Raw genomic sequence first — 18,977 nt, 5'->3', positions numbered from 1 at the left:
TCGTGACCGACGATCGAACCCGGCTGCACGGGCCGGAATTCGCCGCCGACCCGCACGCCGCCTACCAGCGGTTGCGACAGGCGGGCCCGACCGCGCCGGTGGAGATCGCGCCCGACGTGCCCGCGACGCTCGTGCTCGGCTACGCCGAAGCCCTCCAGGTGCTGCGGGATCCCGGGAACTTCCCCAAGGATCCCCGCGTCTGGCAGGCAGGCGTGCCGCAGAACTGCCCGGTGCTGCCGCTGATGAGCTACCGGCCGAACTGCGCGTTCCTCGACGGTCCCGCGCACACCCGGCTGCGCGGAGCGGTGACCGATGCTCTCGCGCGCATCGACACCCGGGAACTGCGCACGCACCTGGAGGAGACCGCGGACGCGCTGATCGACCGCTTCGCCTCCGACGGCAAGGCGGATCTCGTGGAGCAGTACGCGCGGGTGCTGCCGCTGCTGATGGTGACCCGCATCTGCGGTGCGCCACCGGTGATCTCGGAGAAGGTCGTCTCCGGCGCGCTGGCCCTGTTCGACGGCATCGACGGCGGGAGGGGGATCGACACCGCCGTCGCCGAGCTCGTCGCCGCCAAGCGGAGCGAGCCCGGCCCCGACGTCGTGTCCTGGCTGCTGGCGCACCAGGCCGGGCTCACCGATGAGGACGCCGCGCACCAGGTGGCGCTGCTGTGCACCGCCGGGAGCGAACCGCTGCAGAACCTCATCGCCAACACGTTGCGGCTGCTGCTGATCGACGAGCGCTTCGCGGGCGATCTCTCCGGCGGCAGCCTCCCGGTGGCCGACGCGCTCGACGAAGTGCTGTGGTCGGATCCGCCGATCGCCAACCGCGGCACCGTCTTCCCCGCCCGCGAGGTTCAGGTCGGGGGCAACCCGGTGCCCGCGAACCAGCCGCTGCTGATCAGCTTCGCCGGGGCCAACACCGATCCCGCCGTGTCCGCCGGAGGGCGCGTGGGCAACCGCGCGCACGTCGCCTTCGGCGCGGGCAGGCACGCGTGCCCGACGCCCGCGCAACGCATCGCGCGGATGACCGGCACCGTCGCGGTCGAACGCGTCCTGGACCGGTTACCCGACCTGGAGACGGCCGTTCCCGCCGATGCGCTGGAGTGGCGGTCCGGTCCGTTCCACCGGGCCCTGACCTCGCTGCCGGTGGTCTTCCCGCCACCGCCCAAGCAGATCCGGCCCTGGCTCGGCCCGCCGGCACCCGTCGCCCGGCGCCTGCCCGGCCCCCGCGAGGAGACCGGGCGGTGGGCGGCGCTGCGCAACTGGCTGCGCGGTCGTTGATCACAGACCCGAGACCGAGGCCTTGTGCAGGTTCTCGATGACGTTGCGGGCGTCCGGGTACTGGTGAGAACCGGATTCGTAGAGCACGTAGGCCTTTCCGCCCAGGTCGTCGATGCCCTCGGACATGCTCGGCGAGCGGAAGCAGCGCGTCGACGGGATGTCGATGTCGGTCGCGCCCTTGTCGATCACGTACAGGTTGCTGCGCACGTCGCGGGAGAGCGAGGTGCTGTAGACGAACTTGTCGCCGGTGACCATCAGGCCCTGCGTGCCCTTCGGGATCTCGAAGGACTTGCCGGTGGTGAGCGCGCCGTCGGCGGCGACGTCGTAGGCGTACATCTTCTCGCGGCCGTCGCGGCTGTACTTGCCCGCGTAGAGCGTGTTGCCGTCGCCGGACAGGAACGACGCGCCGTAGACCTCGCGGGCCTCGCCGGTCTGCTTGACGTAGGGGCTGCCTTCGGCCTTCAGGGCGTCGGCGAGCTCGCTGAGCTTGTATTTGCGGATGGTGTAGTGGCCCTCGGCGTTGTTCCTGCCGGTCACGAACGCCCAGCCGCGGGCGATCGCGATGCCGCTGGCGTGGGTTTCGGCGATCTCGACGTCACCGACGGTCTTGCCGGTGGAGGGGTCGACGCCGTAGATCTTGGCGTTCGAACCATCCTTGCCGTAGGCGCTCATCAGCAGCAGGCCGTTGCCCGCGCCGTCCCAGTCCTTCCACGCGGCCAAGCCCTGCGGGGTGTGCTCGGGCAGCCCCGGGATCTTCGGGCCCGCGCTGAACTTCTTGTCGTAGGTGTAGCCCGCCGACTCACCGGGGTAGAAGGAGGCGTCCTGGCCGCTGGAGTCGTCATCGCAGGCGATCGCAGCGGGCTCGGCGGCAGCAGCGGGCTCGGCGGCAGCACCGATCGCGGGCACGCCGAACAGCAAGGCGCCGCTGACTGCGGCGACAACGGATTTCCGGACCAGCGCTCTCATCGTTTCTCCCTCAGTGGTGGTCGACCCGTACGCCACTGAGACGCACCCGGGACGTTTCGGTTCCCCTTTCCCAGGGTCGGGAAGTTTTCATGAAAACTTCCCCCGGGGAACCCGAGTTCATGGGTGGGGGAAGTTTTCATGTGAACTTCCCCGGGGAACCCGAGTTCATGGGTGGGGGGAGGTTTACATGAAAACTTCCCCCACCCACGGATCACCTCGTCGGGAGGAGGGAGGTCACGGCAGGGGGTTGGCCTTGTCGTGGGCGATCATCGTGTCCTGGCGGGAGGATTCGGCACCGGTGGCGATCGGCGCGGTGAGCCACTGGCGCGGGATGCCGAAGGTCTCGACCAGGTCGACCGCGTGCGGGCGGAGTTCGGCGCAGAGCTTGTTGACCGCCTGAGTGATGGACTTGGCCCGGCGCGGGCTGATCCGCTCGTGCTCCAGGAACCACGCCTTGTCCTCCTCGATGATCGACAAGGCGTAGAGGTCGCAGAGCTTGTCGAGGATCTCGGCGTTGCGCGGGTCCTCGCAGCGGTCGACGGCGGCGACGAACGCGTCCAGCACCAGCCGGTCGATGTGCACCCGGGCCGCGCGCAGCACGTGGTCCTGGGCGTTGTTGAACACGTCGAAGGCGTTGTCCTTGTTGGCCTTCCGCAGTCGGCGGGCCAGACCGTCGAGGACGTGCTCCTCCCGGTCGTCGAAGATCTTCAGCTGCCAGCCGCGGTCGAGGATGTCGTCCTTGTTCGAGGCGTCGATGATGCGCTGCACGATCGAGTTCGCCGCGGAGCGCTCGATGACCGCGCCGACGAACTGGTCGGCCACGAACTTCGCCAGGCCCAGCGTGCCGATGCCGTCGAACTGGTCCTTGTAGTTGGTCAGCAGCCCCTTCGCGACCAGCTGCAGCAGGACCGTGTTGTCGCCCTCGAAGGTGGTGAACACGTCGGTGTCGGCCTTGAGCCCGGCGAGCTGGTTCTCGGTGAGGTAGCCGGCGCCGCCGCAGGCCTCGCGGCAGGTCTGGATGGTGTGCGTGGCGTGCCAGGTGGTGACCGCCTTCAGCCCCGCGGCGCGGGACTCCAGCTCGCGCTGGGCGCGCTCGTCACCACCGCTCTGCACCTCGTCGAGAGCCTGCACCAGCTCCTCCTGCGCGAAGTGCAGGGCGAACGACTTCGCCAGGGCGGGCAGCAGCTTCCGCTGGTGCGCCAGGTAGTCGAGGACGACGACCTCTTCGCCTGCGCCCGGCCGGTCGAACTGCCGGCGGGTGTCGCCGTAGCGCAGCGCGATCTCCAGGGCCAGCTTCGCCGCCGCGCCCGAGGTGCCCGCGACCGAGATCCGGCCGCGGATCAAGGTGCCGAGCATGGTGAAGAACCGCTTGCCCTTGCTGTCGATCGGGCTGCTGTAGGTGCCGTCCGCGGCGACGTCGCCGTAGCGGTTGAGCAGGTTCTCGCGCGGCACCCGCACCTGGTCGAAGTAGATGCGGCCGTTGTCGACCCCGTTGAGCCCGGCCTTGCGACCGCAGTCCTCGATCCGCACGCCCTCGCAGGTGTTCCCGGCCTCGTCGCGGAGGGGGACCATCAGCGCGTGCACGCCGTGGCTCTCGCCCTCGGTGATGAGCTGGGCGAACACCACGGCCATCCGGCCGTCGCGCGCCGCGTTGCCGATGTACTCCTTGCGGGCCGCCTCGTGCGGGGTGTGGACCACGAACTCCTGCGTCGCCGGGTCGTAGGTGGCGGTGGTGCGCAGGGCCTGGACGTCGGAACCGTGCCCGGTCTCGGTCATCGCGAAGCAGCCCGGCAGCTCGACGCTCATGATGTCGCGCAGGTAGCGCTCGTGGTGGCGCTCGGTCCCCAGCGCGACGACGGCGCCGCCGAACAGGCCCCACTGGACGCCGGACTTGACCATCAGCGACAGGTTGCCGCACAGCAGCTCCAGCGAGACCACCGAACCGCCCTGGTCGCTCCCGCCCCCCTGGGCGGACGGGAAGCCGAGTTCGGGGACACCGGACTTGGCCAGCAGGCGCAGCTGTTCCAGGGTGCGCGCGCGGTGGCTCTCGGTGTCGAGGCCGTCGGCGTCACCCAGGTCGCTGTCGCGCAGCGCCGCGCGCACGGTCTCGCGGACCGAGGCCCACCGCCCGTCGAGCAGGGTGCGGAGCTCGCTCGCGTCGAATGCCGGGTTGGTCATCGAGACCTCCAGTTCTCGTCCGATGCCGCCACCGTAGTTACTGGTGAGTAACCCCGCTATGCGACGTGGCTCACCACGCAGCGTAGTGCGGCACCCCCGCACCGACCGCCGACGACACCGCGGAAGTCCGTCGAGATCACTGGAAACGAGATCTCCCCCGGCCTCGGGGAGGTCGGGGGAGATCGGGTGGTGGGGGTGCTCAGCTCGGGAGCGTGGCGGCCGGGAACCGTCAGGCGACGATGTTGACCAGGCGGTTCGGGACGACGATGACCTTGCGCGGGTCGTTGCCGTCCAGCGCCGCCGCGATCTTCTCGTCGGCCAGCGCCGCCGCCTTGACCGCGTCCTGGTCGGCCGAGGCCGGGACCTGGATGCGCGACCGGACCTTGCCGTTGACCTGGATCGGGTACTCGATCGAGTCCTCGACCAGGTACTGCTCGTCGGCCACCGGGAACGGGCCGTGCGCCAGGCTCTCGGCGCGGCCCAGGCGCGTCCACAGCTCCTCGGCCAGGTGCGGGGTCAGCGGAGCGACCATCAGCACCAGCGGCTCGACCACCGAGCGCGGCGTGCCCTCGGCCGACGCGTAGGCCTTGGTGATCCGGTTGTTGAACTCGATCAGCTTCGCCACGGCCGTGTTGAACCGCAGCTCGGCGAAGTCCTCCCGGACGCCCGCGATCGTCTTGTGCAGGGCGCGCAGCATCTCGGTGTCCGGCTCGGCGTCGGTCACCCGCAGCTCGCCGGTGCTCTCGTCGACGACGTTGCGCCACAAGCGCTGCAGGAACCGGTGCGAGCCGACGACGTCCTTGGTCACCCACGGACGCGAGGCCTCCAGCGGGCCCATCGACATCTCGTAGAGCCGCAGCGTGTCCACGCCGTAGGCGTCGGCCATCTCGTCCGGCGACACCGAGTTCTTCAGGCTCTTGCCCATCTTCCCGTACTCGCGGAAGACCTCTTCGCCCTGGTAGGAGAACTTCCCGCCGGACTCGACGACCTCCTCGGCCGGGACGTAGACGCCCCGCGCGTCGGTGAAGGCGAACGCCTGGATGTAGCCCTGGTTGTACAGCCGCCGGTAGGGCTCCTCCGAGGACACGTGGCCCAGGTCGTGCAGCACCTTGTGCCAGAAGCGGGAGTACAGCAGGTGCAGCACCGCGTGCTCCACGCCGCCGACGTACAGGTCGACGCCGCCCGGGTCGTTGCCGCCGTGCTCCTGCGGGTTCTTGCCCATCCAGTACTGCTCGTTGGCCGGGTCGACGAACCGCTCGGAGTTGTCCGGGTCGATGTAGCGCAGCTGGTACCAGCAGGAACCCGCCCACTGCGGCATGACGTTGGTGTCGCGCTCGTAGTGCTGCAGCCCGTCGCCCAGGTCCAGCTCGACGTTGCGCCACGCCTCGGCCTTGGCCAGCGGCGGCTCCGGGCTGGAGTTCGCGTCCTCCGGGTCGAAGGTGCGCGGCGAGTAGTCCTCGACCTCCGGCAGCTCGACCGGCAGCTGGTCCTCCGGCAGCGCGCGCGGCACGCCGTCGGAGCCGTAGACGATCGGGAACGGCTCGCCCCAGTAGCGCTGCCGCGCGAACAGCCAGTCGCGCAGCTTGTACTGGACCGTGCCGCGGCCGTGGCCGTGCTCCTCCAGCCAGGCGGTGACGGTCTTCTTCGCGTCCGCGATGTCCAGGCCGTTCAGGCTCAGGCCCGTGGTCTCCGAAGCGGAGTTGATGGCCGGTCCGTCACCGGTGTAGGCGTCGCCGTCGAATCCTTCGGACGGCTGCACGGTGCGGATGATCGGCAGGCCCAGCGCCGTGGCGAAGTCCCAGTCGCGCTGGTCCTGGCCGGGGACGGCCATGATCGCGCCGGTGCCGTAGCCCATCAGCACGTAGTCGGCGATGAACACCGGGATGCGGCTGCCGTTGACCGGGTTGGTGGCGTGAGCACCGGTGAAGACGCCGGTCTTCTCCTTGTTCTCCTGCCGGTCCAGGTCCGACTTCATCGACGCGGCCCGCCGGTAGGCGGCCACGGCGTCCGCCGGGGTGGCCGCGCCGCCGGTCCAGCGCTCGTCCGCGCCGTCCGGCCATGCGGCGGTGACCAGCTCGTCGACCAGCGGGTGCTCGGGCGCCAGCACCATGTAGGTGGCGCCGAAGAGGGTGTCCGGACGGGTCGTGAAGACCTCGACGGAACGACCGGACTCGCCGATCGGGAACTCCACGTTGGCGCCCTGCGAACGGCCGATCCAGTTCCGCTGCATCGTCTTGACCTTGTCCGGCCAGTCCAGCCGGTCCAGGTCGTCGACCAGGCGGTCCGCGTAGGCGGTGATCCGCATCATCCACTGCTTCAGGTTGCGGCGGAAGACCGGGAAGTTGCCGCGCTCGGTCAGCCCGTCCGCGGTCACCTCCTCGTTGGCCACCACGGTGCCCAGGCCGGGCGCCCAGTTCACCGGCGCCTCGGACAGGTAGGCCAGGCGGTGCGAGTCGACGATCTCGGTGCGCTCGGCCTCGGACAGCTCCGCCCACGCGCGGCCGTCCGGTGTCGTGCGCTCACCGGAGGCGAACTCGGCCTCCAGCTCGCTGATCCGCCGCGCGCGCCCCTTGCCGCCGTCGGCGTCCGGGTCGTACCAGGCGTTGAAGATCTGCAGGAAGATCCACTGCGTCCACCGGTAGAACTCGATGTCGGTGGTGGCGATGCGGCGGCGCTCGTCGTGCCCCAGGCCCAGCCGGCGGATCTGACCCAGGAAGCGCTCGATGTTGGCCTCGGTCGTGGTGCGCGGGTGCGTGCCCGTCTGCACCGCGTACTGCTCGGCGGGCAGGCCGAAGGAGTCGAATCCCATCGTGTGCAGCACGTTGCGGCCCTGCATCCGGTGGAAGCGGGCGTAGACGTCGCTGCCGATGTAGCCCAGCGGGTGGCCGACGTGCAGGCCGGAGCCGGACGGGTACGGGAACATGTCCTGGACGAACAGCTTGTCCCCGGGCACCTCGCCGTCGGCGAGCGGGCCCGTCGGGTTCGGCGCGTGGAACGTGCCGCGGTCGGTCCACTCCCGCTGCCAGCGCTGCTCGATCTCGGTCGCGGTACCCGCCGTGTACCGGAACGGCGGGACTTCCTCTGCTGAAGAAGCCGCCGACCCGGCCGTGTTGGCCCCTTCTGGCTGGCCAGTCATGTTCTGCGTCCTTCCCTGCTCCGCCGGAACGCGCGCGTTCGTGCGCACCAGTGTGCCGCCCCCTGAAAACGGAAAACCCCCCAGGCCCTGGTCGGGCATGAGGGGTCGCCGCGCTGAACCGGTCTCATCGGCTCAACGCGGCCTCGCAAGAAGCAGCCTCGCGCTCATACCTCCAGGGTAGCGGACCAGGCGAAACCTTTTCCGGGCAGCCGCGGGCGGGGCGTGTGGGGCAGGGCACCTCGAAGCGATGTCCGGCGGAGCCGTTGTTTCAGGTGTGGGACTCAGCCGGCCCCGCCGCGGGTTCTCACACGTCGTCTGGGTGAGTACGCCGCGACGCCGATGTCCACCCCTGGGGTAAGCGGCATACATAAGTCGCGGCGCACGGAGTCCAGGCGGCGTGTGAGGTCCCGCCACCAGCACCGCCAAGCAACGCGAGACCGCAATCACCCATTAGGCTGCTGGGGTGCTCGCTGTTCAGGTGGTCCTTTGCGCGGTTCTGATCCTCGGCGGAGCGGCTCTGCTGCTGCTCGGGTTCCGGGGCTTGCGGGGTTCGCTGCCCCTCAACACCTACGTCGGCGTGCGGACTCCCGCCGCGATGCGCAGCGAGGAGGCCTTCGAGCTCGCCAACCGGGCCGCCGGGCCGGCGATGCTCGCCGCCGGTGCGATCGCCGCGCTGGCCGGGATCTCGATGCCGGCGCTGGCGAGCGGGTTCAGCGTCGCGATGGTCGCGGTGCTCGGCCTGGTCGGCGCGTTCGTGCTGATGACCCTCGGCGGGGTTGTGGGCAACCGCGCCGCCGAGACCGTGCCCGCCCCTGCACCGGCAGGTGGCTGCGGCGGTTGCGCGGGCGGCTGCTGCGGCGGCTGACCAGCTTTTTCGTGCTTGTCCCCAAGCTATCCACAGGCAGTTGTCCACAGGATGTGGAGAAGTGCGGGTGGTGGTCGTGGGGAAGTTTTCATGAAAACTTCCCCAGGTCCTGGTCAGTTCAGCTTCACGTCTCCCGGGTGCGTGGCGAGGAACGCCAGGGGAGGCCCTTGCCTGCGCAGCACCCTCGACCACAGCTCGGTGTCGGGGTCGGTGATGATGTCGTCGGGCAGCGCGGGGACGACCAGCCAGTCGCCCCGGTCGATCTCGCCCGCCAGCTGTCCCGCGTCCCACCCGGCGTAGCCCGCGAAGAAGCGCAGTCCCCGGGCCCTGGGCGCGAGCGCCTCCGGATCACCGTCGAGGTCGACCAGTCCCACCGGGCCGCGCACCCCGACCACTCCGTCGATGGCCGCGACGTCCTCGCCGGCGCGCAACGCGGCCAGGCAGATGGCCGTGCTCTGCTCGACGGGTCCGCCCACGAACAGCGATGGGGGGAGGGTCGCGTGGTCACCCCACTTCGGGAGCACGTCGTTGACCGCGACCTCGCTCGGCCGGTTCAGCACGACGCCGAGGGTGCCCTCCGACCGGTGGTGGATGACGTAGACGACGGTGCGCCGGAAGTTCTTGTCCATCAGCTGCGGAGCAGCGACGAGCAGCGTCCCCGGCTCCACCTCAGCGTCCGATCCCACCTCCGCATGATCTCACCGGATGGCCGGAGCTGACCCCTTCCCAGCGCAACAAGATGAGCGGAAAACCGGAAATCGATACGACTGAGCGATGACCATCGAGCACTAATTCTCAGTGCTCACCGTTAAGTATTAATAATCAACTGGCGGGAGGTCACTGACCAGGGGTTTCGATGCCCTGCTCGCGAGCCCAGCGGTGCAGTTCCTCGACGGCCTCCTCGCGGGACATCGGTCCGCGATCGAGTCGGAGTTCCTTGAGGTGCTTCCACGCCTGGCCGACGACCGGGCCCGGATCCACCCCGAGCAGCCCCATGATCTCGTTGCCGTCGAGGTCCGGGCGGACCTTCGCCAGGTCCTCCTCGGCGGCGATCCGGTCGATCCGCTTCTCCAGGTCGTCGTACGCGCGCTGCAGCGCGCCGGCCTTGCGCTTGTTGCGGGTCGTGCAGTCGGCGCGCACCAGCTTGTGCAGCCGGGGCAGCAGCGGACCCGCGTCGCTGACGTAGCGGCGGACCGCCGAGTCGGTCCACTGCCCGTCGCTGTAGCCGTGGAACCGCAGGTGCAGGAACACCAGGTCGGACACCCGGTTGATGACGTCCTTGGGGTAGCGCAGCGCGCGCAGCCGCTTGCGGGTCATCTTCGCCCCGACCACCTCGTGGTGGTGGAAGCTGACGCCGCCGCCGGACTCGAACCGCCTGGTGGCGGGCTTGCCGATGTCGTGCAGCAGGGCCGCCAGCCGCAGCACCAGGTCCGGTTCGGCGTCCGGGTCCGCGGCCTTCTCCAGGTCGATCGCCTGGTCCAGCACCGTCAGCGAGTGGCGGTAGACGTCCTTGTGCTGGTGGTGCTCATCGATCTCCAGCTTCATCGCGGGCAGCTCGGGCAGCACGTGCTCGGCCAGGCCGGAGTCCACCAGCAGCTCCACGCCTCGCCGCGGGTGCTTCCCGCACAGCAGCTTCGACAGCTCCACCTGCACCCGCTCCGGGGTGATCCGGGCGATCTCGCCGGACATCTCGGTCATCGCCGCCACCACCCGCTCGCTGGGTTCGAAGCCCAGCTGCGCGACGAAGCGGGCGGCGCGCAGCATCCGCAGCGGGTCGTCGGCGAAGGACTCCTCGGGCGTCGCCGGGGTGTCGAGCCGCCCGGCGACCAGGTCGGCCATGCCGCCGTGCAGGTCCACGAAGGTGCGCTCGGGCAGCTCGATGGCCATCGCGTTGACGGTGAAGTCCCGGCGCAGCAGATCGCCTTCGATGCTGTCGCCGAAAGCCACCTCGGGATTGCGGCCGACGCGGTCGTAGCTGTCGGCGCGGAAGGTGGTGATCTCGACCGCGGTGCCGTGCCGGAAGGCGCCGAGCGTGCCGAACTGGATGCCGGTGTCCCAGATCGTCTCCGCCCACCCGGTCAGCAGCTCGCGGACCTGCTCGGGCCGCGCGTCGGTGGTGAAGTCCAGGTCGGTGCCCAGGCGCCCCAGCAGCGCGTCCCGCACGCTGCCGCCCACCAGGTACAGCCGGTGCCCGGCCGCGGCGAACCGCTTGCCCAGCTCCTCGGCGATCGGTGCGACCTTGATCAGCTCGACGACCGCGTTGCGCTGCGCGTCCCGCTCCAAGGACGTCTGATCGGAACCGGAGGGCTGCTCGTTCGACACGATTAACCAGGGTATAGGCAGCGCAACCGCGCCCACGACGCGCGCTCGCAACAGCGCCGGGGTTCCACCGCCCGCGCCGCTGAAGCGAGACGACCCGCGATCGCGAAACCACTACCATCAGGGCATGCCCCCGTCGCCCGGCCGCTCCGGCGGTTCCCAGCCGGGGCGTCGAAACCGGCGCCGACGGCGTCGGCTGCGGACGGTCGACGAAACCTCGGCCGGTGGACTGGTGATCGACGGCGCTCACGGGCTGGCTGCGATCATCGGGAGGCTGGATCGCAGGGGGCGGCTGTTGTGGTCGCTGCCGAAGGGGCACATCGAGCCTGGTGAGACGCCGGAGCAGACCGCGGTGCGGGAAGTCACCGAGGAGACCGGCATCATCGGCCGTGTCGTCACCGCGATCGGCACCATCGATTACTGGTTCGTCGCGGGCAATCGGCGAATCCACAAGACCGTCCACCACTTCCTGATGGATGCGGTGGGCGGAGAGCTGTCCGACGAGGACGTGGAGGTCACCGAGGTGGCATGGGTGCCGCTCGGTGAGCTGGACGAGGTGTTGGCCTACGCCGACGAACGCCGGCTGGTGCGCCGGGCCCTGAGCCTGCGCGACGGTGGCGATCACGGCGGTGCCGGTCTCGCGGGAAGCGAGCGCCTCGGGGCACGACCGACGAGAGGGAGCGGGACGGAGCAGACGTGAGGTTCCTGCTGGCCGCGCTGAGCGCGGTGCTGTTGTTCGCGATGCTGCCGGTGCTGCCGGCGACCGCGCAGAGCGGCAGTTCAGCCGACTTCGACGTGACCAAGGTCACGCCCTCGGTGGTGGGTGGGGGATCTCCGGGCGACGTCGTCGTCAGCGGCCGGCTGACCAACACGGGCTCGCGGGCGCTCACCGACGTCCAGGCCCGCATCGAGCGCGGCGCCCCGCCGAGCAGCGAACCCGCCCTGCAGCGCGCCATGAGCGAAGGCTCCAACGGGATCACCCAGCCCTCGTCCTCACCGGTCGCCGACCGGATCGAACCCGGCCAGTCGATGCCGATCCAGATCCGCGTCCCGCTGACCGGCGCGAACTCGCTCCAGCTCAGCGAGCCCGGCATCTACCCGCTGGTGGTCGACATCCAGTCCGGACGCGGGCAGGCCGCCGAGGCCCAGTTCCTGCTGCCGGTGACCGCGCTGCCCGGCCAGCCGCCGCAGCGCCCCTCGCAGCCGACCCCGACGTCCCTGGTGGTGCCGATCGTCGACACGCCGCGGCTGGAGCGCGAGGCGCTGCCCGGCGGGCGCGCGGTGCTGGTCGACGACCAGCTGTCCACCTCGCTGGCCCCCGGCGGGCGGCTCTACGACCTCGTGGAGGCCATCAGCGACAGCGCCCAGGCGGGTTCCTCGCTGGGCAACGCGATGTGCTTCGCCATCGATCCCGACCTGCTGATCACCGCCAAGGCCATGCAGGGCGGCTACCAGGTCCGCCAGCCCAACGGCACCCTCGTCGAGGGCATCGGCCGCTCGGCGGCGGATCTGTGGCTGACCAAGCTGCGCCAGGCCACCACCGGCCGCTGCGTGATCGCGCTGCCCTACGCCGACGCCGACGTGGTCGCGCTGGGGCGCGCCGGGCTCGGCGACCTGGTCGACGGAGCGCTGGACGGCTCCCAGCTGATCAGCGCCCAGGACGGGCTCGGCGTGGAACCGCGCGACGTCATGTGGCCGATCGAGGGCGCCCTGCCCGACCACCAGGTCGGCGACCTGCCCTCGACGATGCTGCTCGACACCCGGTCCATGGACCTCCCGGCCGGATCGCTGTCGCCGGTCAAGCTGCGCGGGCAGAACCGGACCGCCATCCCGATCGACCCGCTGCTGGCCTCGGCGCTGGACCCCAACCGCGACACCAAGCAGGAGGTCACCGAGCCCTCACCGCCGCACGACGGCGGGTTGAGCGCGCAGAACGCGCTCGGCGCGCTGGCCTTCCGGGCCACCAACGCCTTCGTGCCGAACGGGACCTCGGTGATGGTGCCGCCGCGCCGCTGGAACATGCGGGCCGACGACCTGCGCGGACTGCTCACCGGCCTGTCGAAGCTGGACGCCGACGGGCTGATCCGCCTCACCGCCCTGCCCTCGCCGAACCCGGCGACGCTCCGCGAAGCGGACCTGACCTACCCGGTGCAGGCCAGCGGCTCGGAGATCCCGCGCGAGGTGGTCGATTCCCTGGCGGCGCAGAACTTCAAGGTCGGCGACCTCGCCCGCTCCTCCGACGCGGACCGGGCCCAGACCGTCTCGCCGGGCCGGGTGACCACCCCGCTGCGGAACGGCCTGCTGCACGGCGTCTCCAGCGCCTGGCGCGGCAACTCCGGCGCGGCCGAGGACTGGGTCCGGCGCTCCACCGGCCCGATCAACGACATGCTCGGCAAGGTCCGCATCGAGGAGTACCCGGGCACCACCAACCGCTTGTCCTCCGACAGCCCGATCCCGGTCACCGTGGTCAACGACCTGCCGTTCACCGTCGGCATCCGGTTCAAGATCCCCACGGTTCCCGGCGTCGAGGTGCAGCACGACTTCGGCGGCGGCCTGGCCACCGTGCCCGCCAACGGCCGTCGCCAGTTCATGTTGGAGGCGTCCGCGCAGCGCGCGGGCCGGTTCATGGTCGACATCAGCGTGACGGCCGAGTCCGGCACCCCGCTGGGGACCACCAAGCGGCTGCCGATGGAGTCCACCGAGTACGGCGCGATGATCCCGTGGCTGACCGGCATCGCGGGAGCCGTGCTGGTGCTGATGTCGATCCGCCGGATCGTGAAGAAGGCCAAGGGGCGCAGGGAGCGCAAGGCCGGTGCCCAGCCGTCAGCGGACGCGGCCGAGACCCAGCCGCTGGCGCACGCCTCGACCGTCGCCTGGCCGCAGCAGGACGCCGACGGCGACCGCGACCAGGCCTGAGCGAGAAGGTTGCGGACCCGAACGAGGTGAACGACCGCCTCTGAGATCCTGGTGCGAACGTCCCGGTCTCCCGGGTGGCGCAGGCGCGGATAAGGATTGACGCAGTGAACCGACAAGATCCACGGCGGACGAGCGGTCGGCCCGACGGGCCGACCATGCCGATCCACCGCACGCCCGTGCCCGGAGCCAACGGCAGGCAGGGCTGGCACGTCGCCGAGACGCAGCCGATCTCCGCGATCCCCGCCGAACCCGGACCGGACCAGGCTTTCGAGCAGTCCGCGGAGCAGACCCAGGTCATCCGGCCGGTCTCGCCAGGCAAGCCGTCGCTGCTCAAGGCCAGCGGTTCGATGGCCATCGCGACGCTGATCAGCCGGATCACCGGCTTCCTGTGGAAGCTGCTGCTGGCCTTCGCGGTCGGCTTCAGCGTCGTCAACGACTCGTTCAACGTCTCCAACACGCTGCCCAACAGCATCTTCGAGCTGCTCATCGGCGGCGTGCTGACCAGCGTCGTGGTGCCGGTGCTGGTGCGCTCGCAGAAGGCCGACGCCGACGGCGGTCAGCGGTTCGTGCAGCAGATGATGACGCTGGCCGTGGTGGTGCTGGGCATCGGCACGCTCATCGCCGTGGCCTGCGCCCCGCTGCTGACCTGGATCTTCGTCACCGAGTCGGACACGTCCAACACCGATCTGGTCAACGTCCTGGCCTACCTGCTGCTGCCGCAGATCTTCTTCTACGGCCTGTCCGCGCTCGCAGGCGCGATCCTGCAGTCCAAGCAGATCTTCAGCCCGCCGGCCTGGGCACCGGTGGTCAACAACCTGGTCGTGATCGTCACGATCGGCGTCTACATGCTGCTGCCGGGCGAGATGTCGCTGAACCCGGTCTCGATGACCGACGCGCACGTCCTGGTGCTGGGCATCGGCGTCACGCTCGGCGTGGTCAGCCAGGCCGCGATCCAGGTGCCCGCGCTGCGCGCCACCGGGTTCACCTTCCGCTGGCGCTGGGGCTGGGACTCGCGGCTCTCGGAGTTCGGCGGGCTTGCGCTGTGGATGCTGGCCTACGTCGCGGTCAGCCAGGTCGGCCTGATCGCGCTGAGCCGGGTGGCCTTCACCGGCGACGCCGGCGGCTGGTCGACCTACAACTACGTCTGGATGCTGCTGCAGCTGCCCTACGGCGTCATCGGCTTCTCGATCATGACCGCGATCCTGCCGCGCATGTCGGCGGCCGCGGCGGACGGCGACTACGGCAAGGTGATCGACGACCTGTCGCTGGGCAACCGGCTGTCCACGGTGACGCTGATGCCGGTCAGCGCCATCATGACCGCCCTCGGCGTGCCGCTCGCGCTGTCGCTGTTCGCGCTGCGCGGCGAGACCGGATCGGCCACGACGCTCGGTCTGGCACTGGCGATTTCGGCCTTCGGCGTGCTGCCGTACGCGCTGACGATGATGCAGATGCGGACGTTCAACTCGCTCAACGACGCCCGCACGCCGACACTGATCATGGTCGTGATGACGGTCGCGAAGGTCCTGCTGGCGATCCTGGTCGCCGCGATGCTGCCGCCGGACCAGATCGTCTTCGGCCTGACCTTCGTCAACTCCTTCACCTTCATCGTGGGCTGGCTGGTCGGCGAAGCGTGGCTGCGGCACCGCCTCGGACCGCTCGGAAGTCGCCGATTCCTGGTCACATTGGGCAAATCGCTCATCGCGTCGGTGCTCGGCGGACTCGCCGCGTGGGGTGTCGCCCTCGGCATCGACGCGCTCGTGCCGGGGTCGGCCGGAGCCGGGACCGGCTGGCTGCAGCTGCTGATCGGCAGCGCGATCGGCTTCGCGGTGATCTTCGGAATCATGTCGATGCTTCGGGTGACCGAACTTCAGCCCGCTATCGGGCGCCTCGCCGGTTTGCTGCGTCGTCGCTGACATTCCCGTCACGTACCCTCATGTAGGAAGTCTCCTTCCGTGAGGGCAACCCGTAGGCGGACCGGAAGGAGCGGGAGAGGGAAGGTGACCAGCAAACCGACCGAGCGGATCGCGGCGGACAGCGAAGAACCGGAAGCCGATGCTTCGACGGAGCAGCTCACACCCGGCCGGGTTTTGGATCACGGCCGGTACCGGCTGCTCTCCAAAGTCGGCGCCGACGAGCGCTGCGACGCCGAACTGTGGCGTGCCAAGGACGGAGTCCTGGGCCGCGACGTCGCGCTGACGATCCTGATCGGGGATCGCGCCGACGCCGAGGCCGCCACCAACGCGCGACGCACCCTGGAACGCGCGATGCACGCCAGCACCTTCAACCACGTCGGCGTCGCGCGGGTGCTCGACGTCGTCACCCAGTCCGCAGGTGATCCTCCCGGCGTTCTCGGCCTGGTCATCGCCGAGTGGACGCACGGCACGGACCTCCTGGACCTGGTCGCCGAGGGGCCGCTGCCTCCCGGCACCGCTGCTCGGCTGATGCAGCCGCTGGCGGCCGCCGTCGAGTCGGCGCACCACGCGGGCCTGGTCCTGGGCGCCGATCACCCGCAGCGCATCCGGGTCACACCGGAAGGCGAAGTGCGGATGGCGTTCCCGGGGCCGCTCTCGCACGCGACCTCCAGCGACGACGTGCGGGGCCTCGGCGCCGCGCTGTACCTATTGCTGACGGCTCGCTGGGCGCTGGGCGACGCGCCCGAGGGGCTGCCGCCGGCACCGACCGGACCGGACGGGAACCTCGTCGCACCACGCACTCTCCGCCCGACCGTGCCGATGGAGCTGTCCACCGTCGCGGTCCGGGCGCTGGGCAACCCGGACTCGACCGGCACCACCGGTGGAGTCCGCACCGGCGCCGCTGTGCTGCGGGTGCTGGAGCAGTACGCGACGTACGAACCCGCCAACTCGCTCGCCAACGGCGCACCGCCCGCGGAGTCGAACGAGGTGTGGCGTCGCGACGATCCCAAGCCCGACCAGGCGAAGCGCCGCAAGCTCGCGATCAGCGTGGGAGTGCTCGCCGTGGCGACGATCCTGGTGATCGGCTGGATCGCCGTCGGCGTGATCGGCATCTTCACCGAGTCGAACCAGCAGAGCGGCACCGGCCAGGTGATCCAGGGCAACAACCCGGGCACCGCCGCGCAGCAACCGCAGCCGGCGGCACCGGTGCGGATCTCGGAGGGCACGTCCTACACGGCCAAGGGTGAGCCCGACGCGCCGAACCGGATCAACAACCTCTTCGACGGGGACCCGGGCACGCACTGGTCGACCTTCGGCTACTTCCAGCAGCTCGGCCCCAGCGGCATCAACACCGCGACCGGTGCCGTGCTGACCCTGGAACGCCCCGCGGTGCTGCAGCAGATCGTCATCAACTCGCCCAGCCCGGGCACGAAGGTGGAGATCCGCCAGGTCGACGGTTCGCCGAGCATGGACTCCAAGCTGCTCGGCGGTGGTGTCCTCGCCGCCGGTGACACGCCGATCCAGCTGGAGGCGGCCTCGCCCAGCAGCAAGATCATGGTCGTGGTCACCGAGCTGGCGCAGAGCGAGGGGAAGTTCACCTCGCAGATCAACGAGATCGCGCTGACCGGTTCAGCCGCCTGACCCGGCGGCACGACGAGAAGGAGCGGACGTGATCACGTCCGCTCTTTTTCGTCGCTGACCAGGGAAATCTGCTCGCATTCGACGCACGGGCCTAGCGCCTCGCTCACGATCAGTATTGTCTTGACCCGTGTCTGTCCCTGCCCCCTCAGACGCCGAGCTCATAGCGGCGCACGCACACGGGGATCCGCATGCGTTCTCCGAACTCTTCCGCCGACATCGGGACCGGCTGTGGGCCGTGGCGCTGCGGACCATGCGTGATCCCGACGAAGCGGCCGACGCGCTGCAGGACGCCATGATCTCGGCCTTCCGCAACGCCGCGTCGTTCCGCGCCGAATCGCAGGTCACCACCTGGCTGCACCGGATCGTGGTGAACGCGTGCCTGGACCGGATCCGGCGCCGCCAGGCGAGGCCCACGGTTCCGCTGCCCGAAACGGGCTCCGAGCCGGCGGTCCCGCGCGACGCGATCGCCGATCGGGACACCAGCATGGTCGTGCAGGAAGCGCTGTCCCAGCTCCCCGAAGATCAGCGAGCGGCGATCGTCCTGGTCGACGTGGAGGGGTATTCGGTGGCCGAGACCGCCGCGATGCTCGGCGTCGCCGATGGCACCGTCAAGAGCCGTTGCGCACGCGGCCGGGCAAGACTCGCGAAACTTCTGGGACACCTGCGGAACCCAAGTGCAGATGCGAACGTCCCAGATGACGCGATGGCAATGCGTCGACGGGAGGGACGATGAGTGGGGAGAGCCGGCGCGCGGAAGCGCCGCAGGGACCACCCTGGTCCCTTGACCTGCTGGCCGATCTGCACGCAGGAGTGCTGGACGGCCCGACCGCCGACGAGCTCCGTCGTCAGGTCGAAGCTGACCCGGAGGCCCGGGAGATCATGGCGGCGCTGGACGCCACCAGCACCGATCTCGCCGACCTGCCGCCGCTGACCATTCCCGACGACGTCTCCGCGCGCATCGACGCCGCGCTGCAGGACGAGGTCCGCAGCTGGGGCCACCCACCGCAGGGGGCGCCGGCACCGCAGGCACCCGCTGCCGGTGAGGCCCAGGTCGTCGACCTCGCCGCGGCCAAGGCCCGCCGACGCCGCAGGACCACCTTCGGGGCCGGGCTGGTGGGCGTCGCCGCCGCGGCGGCGGCCGTGATCTTCGCGGTGCTGCCGGGAACCGGCGAGGACAGCAACACCGCGCAGCCACCCGTTCCGAGCACCCAGCCGAGCGGTGGTCAGGGAGCTCCGCTGGCCCTGGCCGGTGACCAGGTCACCCTCGACGGGCAGCAGTTCTCGCAGGTCATGTCCTCGGACCAGTACATCTCGGCGCTGGCCGACCCGCAGCAGCTGATCGGCTGCCTGCAGGCCAACGGCGTCCGGGGCGGAAAGCCGATGGGCGCCCGCGAGATCACCCTCGACGGGCGACCGGGCCAACTGCTGATCCTGCCGGGCGGCGGCATCGGCAAGTTCCGGCTCCTGGCGGTCGGTCCCGACTGCGGCAAGAGCAACCCCTCGACGATCTCCGACAGCACCTTCGGCGGCTGAGACCTGATCTCGCGGTCGTACCGCGCGGCTCCCGCCCCTTGGGTCCACCGGGGGCGGGAGCCGCGCCTGGCGCACGCTCAGCGGCGTCAAGCCCCTCCCGGAGGAACCGCAGGTCGCGAGGGCGTTCCACGGCTCCCGGCCACGACGCTCGACCCGGGCCCGGCAGGCGCTGCCCGCGCCCGCCGGGCCCGTCGTCGCGGCGAGATCCGGGCGCGGTGTGCTCTGCG

The 18,977-nt window shown here is 70.4% G+C and carries 13 protein-coding genes; 8 read left to right on the top strand and 5 right to left on the bottom strand.

Translation table 11 applies throughout. The features are described 5' to 3' along the window. The first annotated feature begins 2 nt into the window (after positions 1-2). Positions 3-1,283: a cytochrome P450 family protein gene (locus ACYVF3_RS06040; RefSeq protein ID WP_461153196.1), complete on the top strand. Its 1,281-nt coding sequence runs from the start codon at positions 3-5 to the stop codon at positions 1,281-1,283. Here the strand turns inward: ACYVF3_RS06040 and ACYVF3_RS06035 are convergent, their stop codons facing one another. The 3 genes from ACYVF3_RS06035 to leuS form a co-directional block, all read right to left on the bottom strand. Further along, positions 1,284-2,249: a hypothetical protein gene (locus ACYVF3_RS06035; RefSeq protein WP_461153195.1), complete on the bottom strand. Its 966-nt coding sequence runs from the start codon at positions 2,247-2,249 to the stop codon at positions 1,284-1,286. 234 nt (positions 2,250-2,483) lie between these two features. Beyond that, positions 2,484-4,427 carry an acyl-CoA dehydrogenase family protein gene (locus tag ACYVF3_RS06030; protein ID WP_461153194.1) on the bottom strand — a complete coding sequence of 648 codons (1,944 nt, stop codon included), beginning with the start codon at positions 4,425-4,427 and terminating at the stop codon, positions 2,484-2,486. A 229-nt stretch (positions 4,428-4,656) separates the two neighbouring features. Continuing rightward, the gene (leuS, locus tag ACYVF3_RS06025; RefSeq protein WP_461153193.1) at positions 4,657-7,563 is read right to left on the bottom strand and encodes a leucine--tRNA ligase; all 2,907 of its coding nucleotides are present in this window, start codon (positions 7,561-7,563) and stop codon (positions 4,657-4,659) included. Between the two features lie 463 nt (positions 7,564-8,026). Here leuS and ACYVF3_RS06020 point away from each other — a divergent pair, with 463 nt between their 5' ends. Next, complete coding sequence (locus ACYVF3_RS06020; protein WP_461153192.1) at positions 8,027-8,428, top strand: SdpI family protein; 402 nt, start codon at positions 8,027-8,029, stop codon at positions 8,426-8,428. Between the two features lie 113 nt (positions 8,429-8,541). Here the strand turns inward: ACYVF3_RS06020 and ACYVF3_RS06015 are convergent, their stop codons facing one another. Next, the gene (locus ACYVF3_RS06015; protein WP_461153191.1) at positions 8,542-9,114 is read right to left on the bottom strand and encodes a YqgE/AlgH family protein; all 573 of its coding nucleotides are present in this window, start codon (positions 9,112-9,114) and stop codon (positions 8,542-8,544) included. Between the two features lie 151 nt (positions 9,115-9,265). Continuing rightward, positions 9,266-10,750: a CCA tRNA nucleotidyltransferase gene (locus ACYVF3_RS06010; RefSeq protein WP_461153190.1), complete on the bottom strand. Its 1,485-nt coding sequence runs from the start codon at positions 10,748-10,750 to the stop codon at positions 9,266-9,268. Between the two features lie 124 nt (positions 10,751-10,874). On the opposite strand from ACYVF3_RS06010, the gene ACYVF3_RS06005 reads away from it, so the two are divergent. The 6 genes from ACYVF3_RS06005 (at position 10,875) to ACYVF3_RS05980 (ending at position 18,750) form a co-directional block, all read left to right on the top strand. After that, the gene (locus tag ACYVF3_RS06005) at positions 10,875-11,447 is read left to right on the top strand and encodes an NUDIX hydrolase (protein WP_461153189.1); all 573 of its coding nucleotides are present in this window, start codon (positions 10,875-10,877) and stop codon (positions 11,445-11,447) included. Then, a complete protein-coding gene (locus ACYVF3_RS06000; protein ID WP_461153188.1) occupies positions 11,444-13,663 on the top strand; it encodes a DUF6049 family protein in 2,220 nt (739 codons plus the stop codon). Before ACYVF3_RS06005 ends, ACYVF3_RS06000 begins: the two co-directional genes overlap by 4 nt. 104 nt (positions 13,664-13,767) lie before the next feature. Beyond that, positions 13,768-15,576 (top strand): murein biosynthesis integral membrane protein MurJ, encoded by a 1,809-nt coding sequence (gene murJ, locus ACYVF3_RS05995; RefSeq protein WP_461153187.1) that lies wholly within the window; start codon positions 13,768-13,770, stop codon positions 15,574-15,576. A gap of 84 nt (positions 15,577-15,660) precedes the next feature. Next, positions 15,661-17,217, top strand: a complete 1,557-nt coding sequence (locus ACYVF3_RS05990; RefSeq protein WP_461153186.1) for a protein kinase family protein — start codon at positions 15,661-15,663, stop codon at positions 17,215-17,217. Between the two features lie 127 nt (positions 17,218-17,344). Then, positions 17,345-17,950: an RNA polymerase sigma factor SigM gene (gene sigM, locus ACYVF3_RS05985; protein WP_461153185.1), complete on the top strand. Its 606-nt coding sequence runs from the start codon at positions 17,345-17,347 to the stop codon at positions 17,948-17,950. After that, positions 17,947-18,750 carry an anti-sigma factor gene (locus ACYVF3_RS05980; RefSeq protein ID WP_461153184.1) on the top strand — a complete coding sequence of 268 codons (804 nt, stop codon included), beginning with the start codon at positions 17,947-17,949 and terminating at the stop codon, positions 18,748-18,750. Before sigM ends, ACYVF3_RS05980 begins: the two co-directional genes overlap by 4 nt. The last annotated feature ends 227 nt before the right edge of the window (positions 18,751-18,977 follow it).

It is taken from the genome of Saccharopolyspora tripterygii, from assembly GCF_054778355.1.
This window is presented reverse-complemented; position numbering and strand designations above follow the sequence as displayed.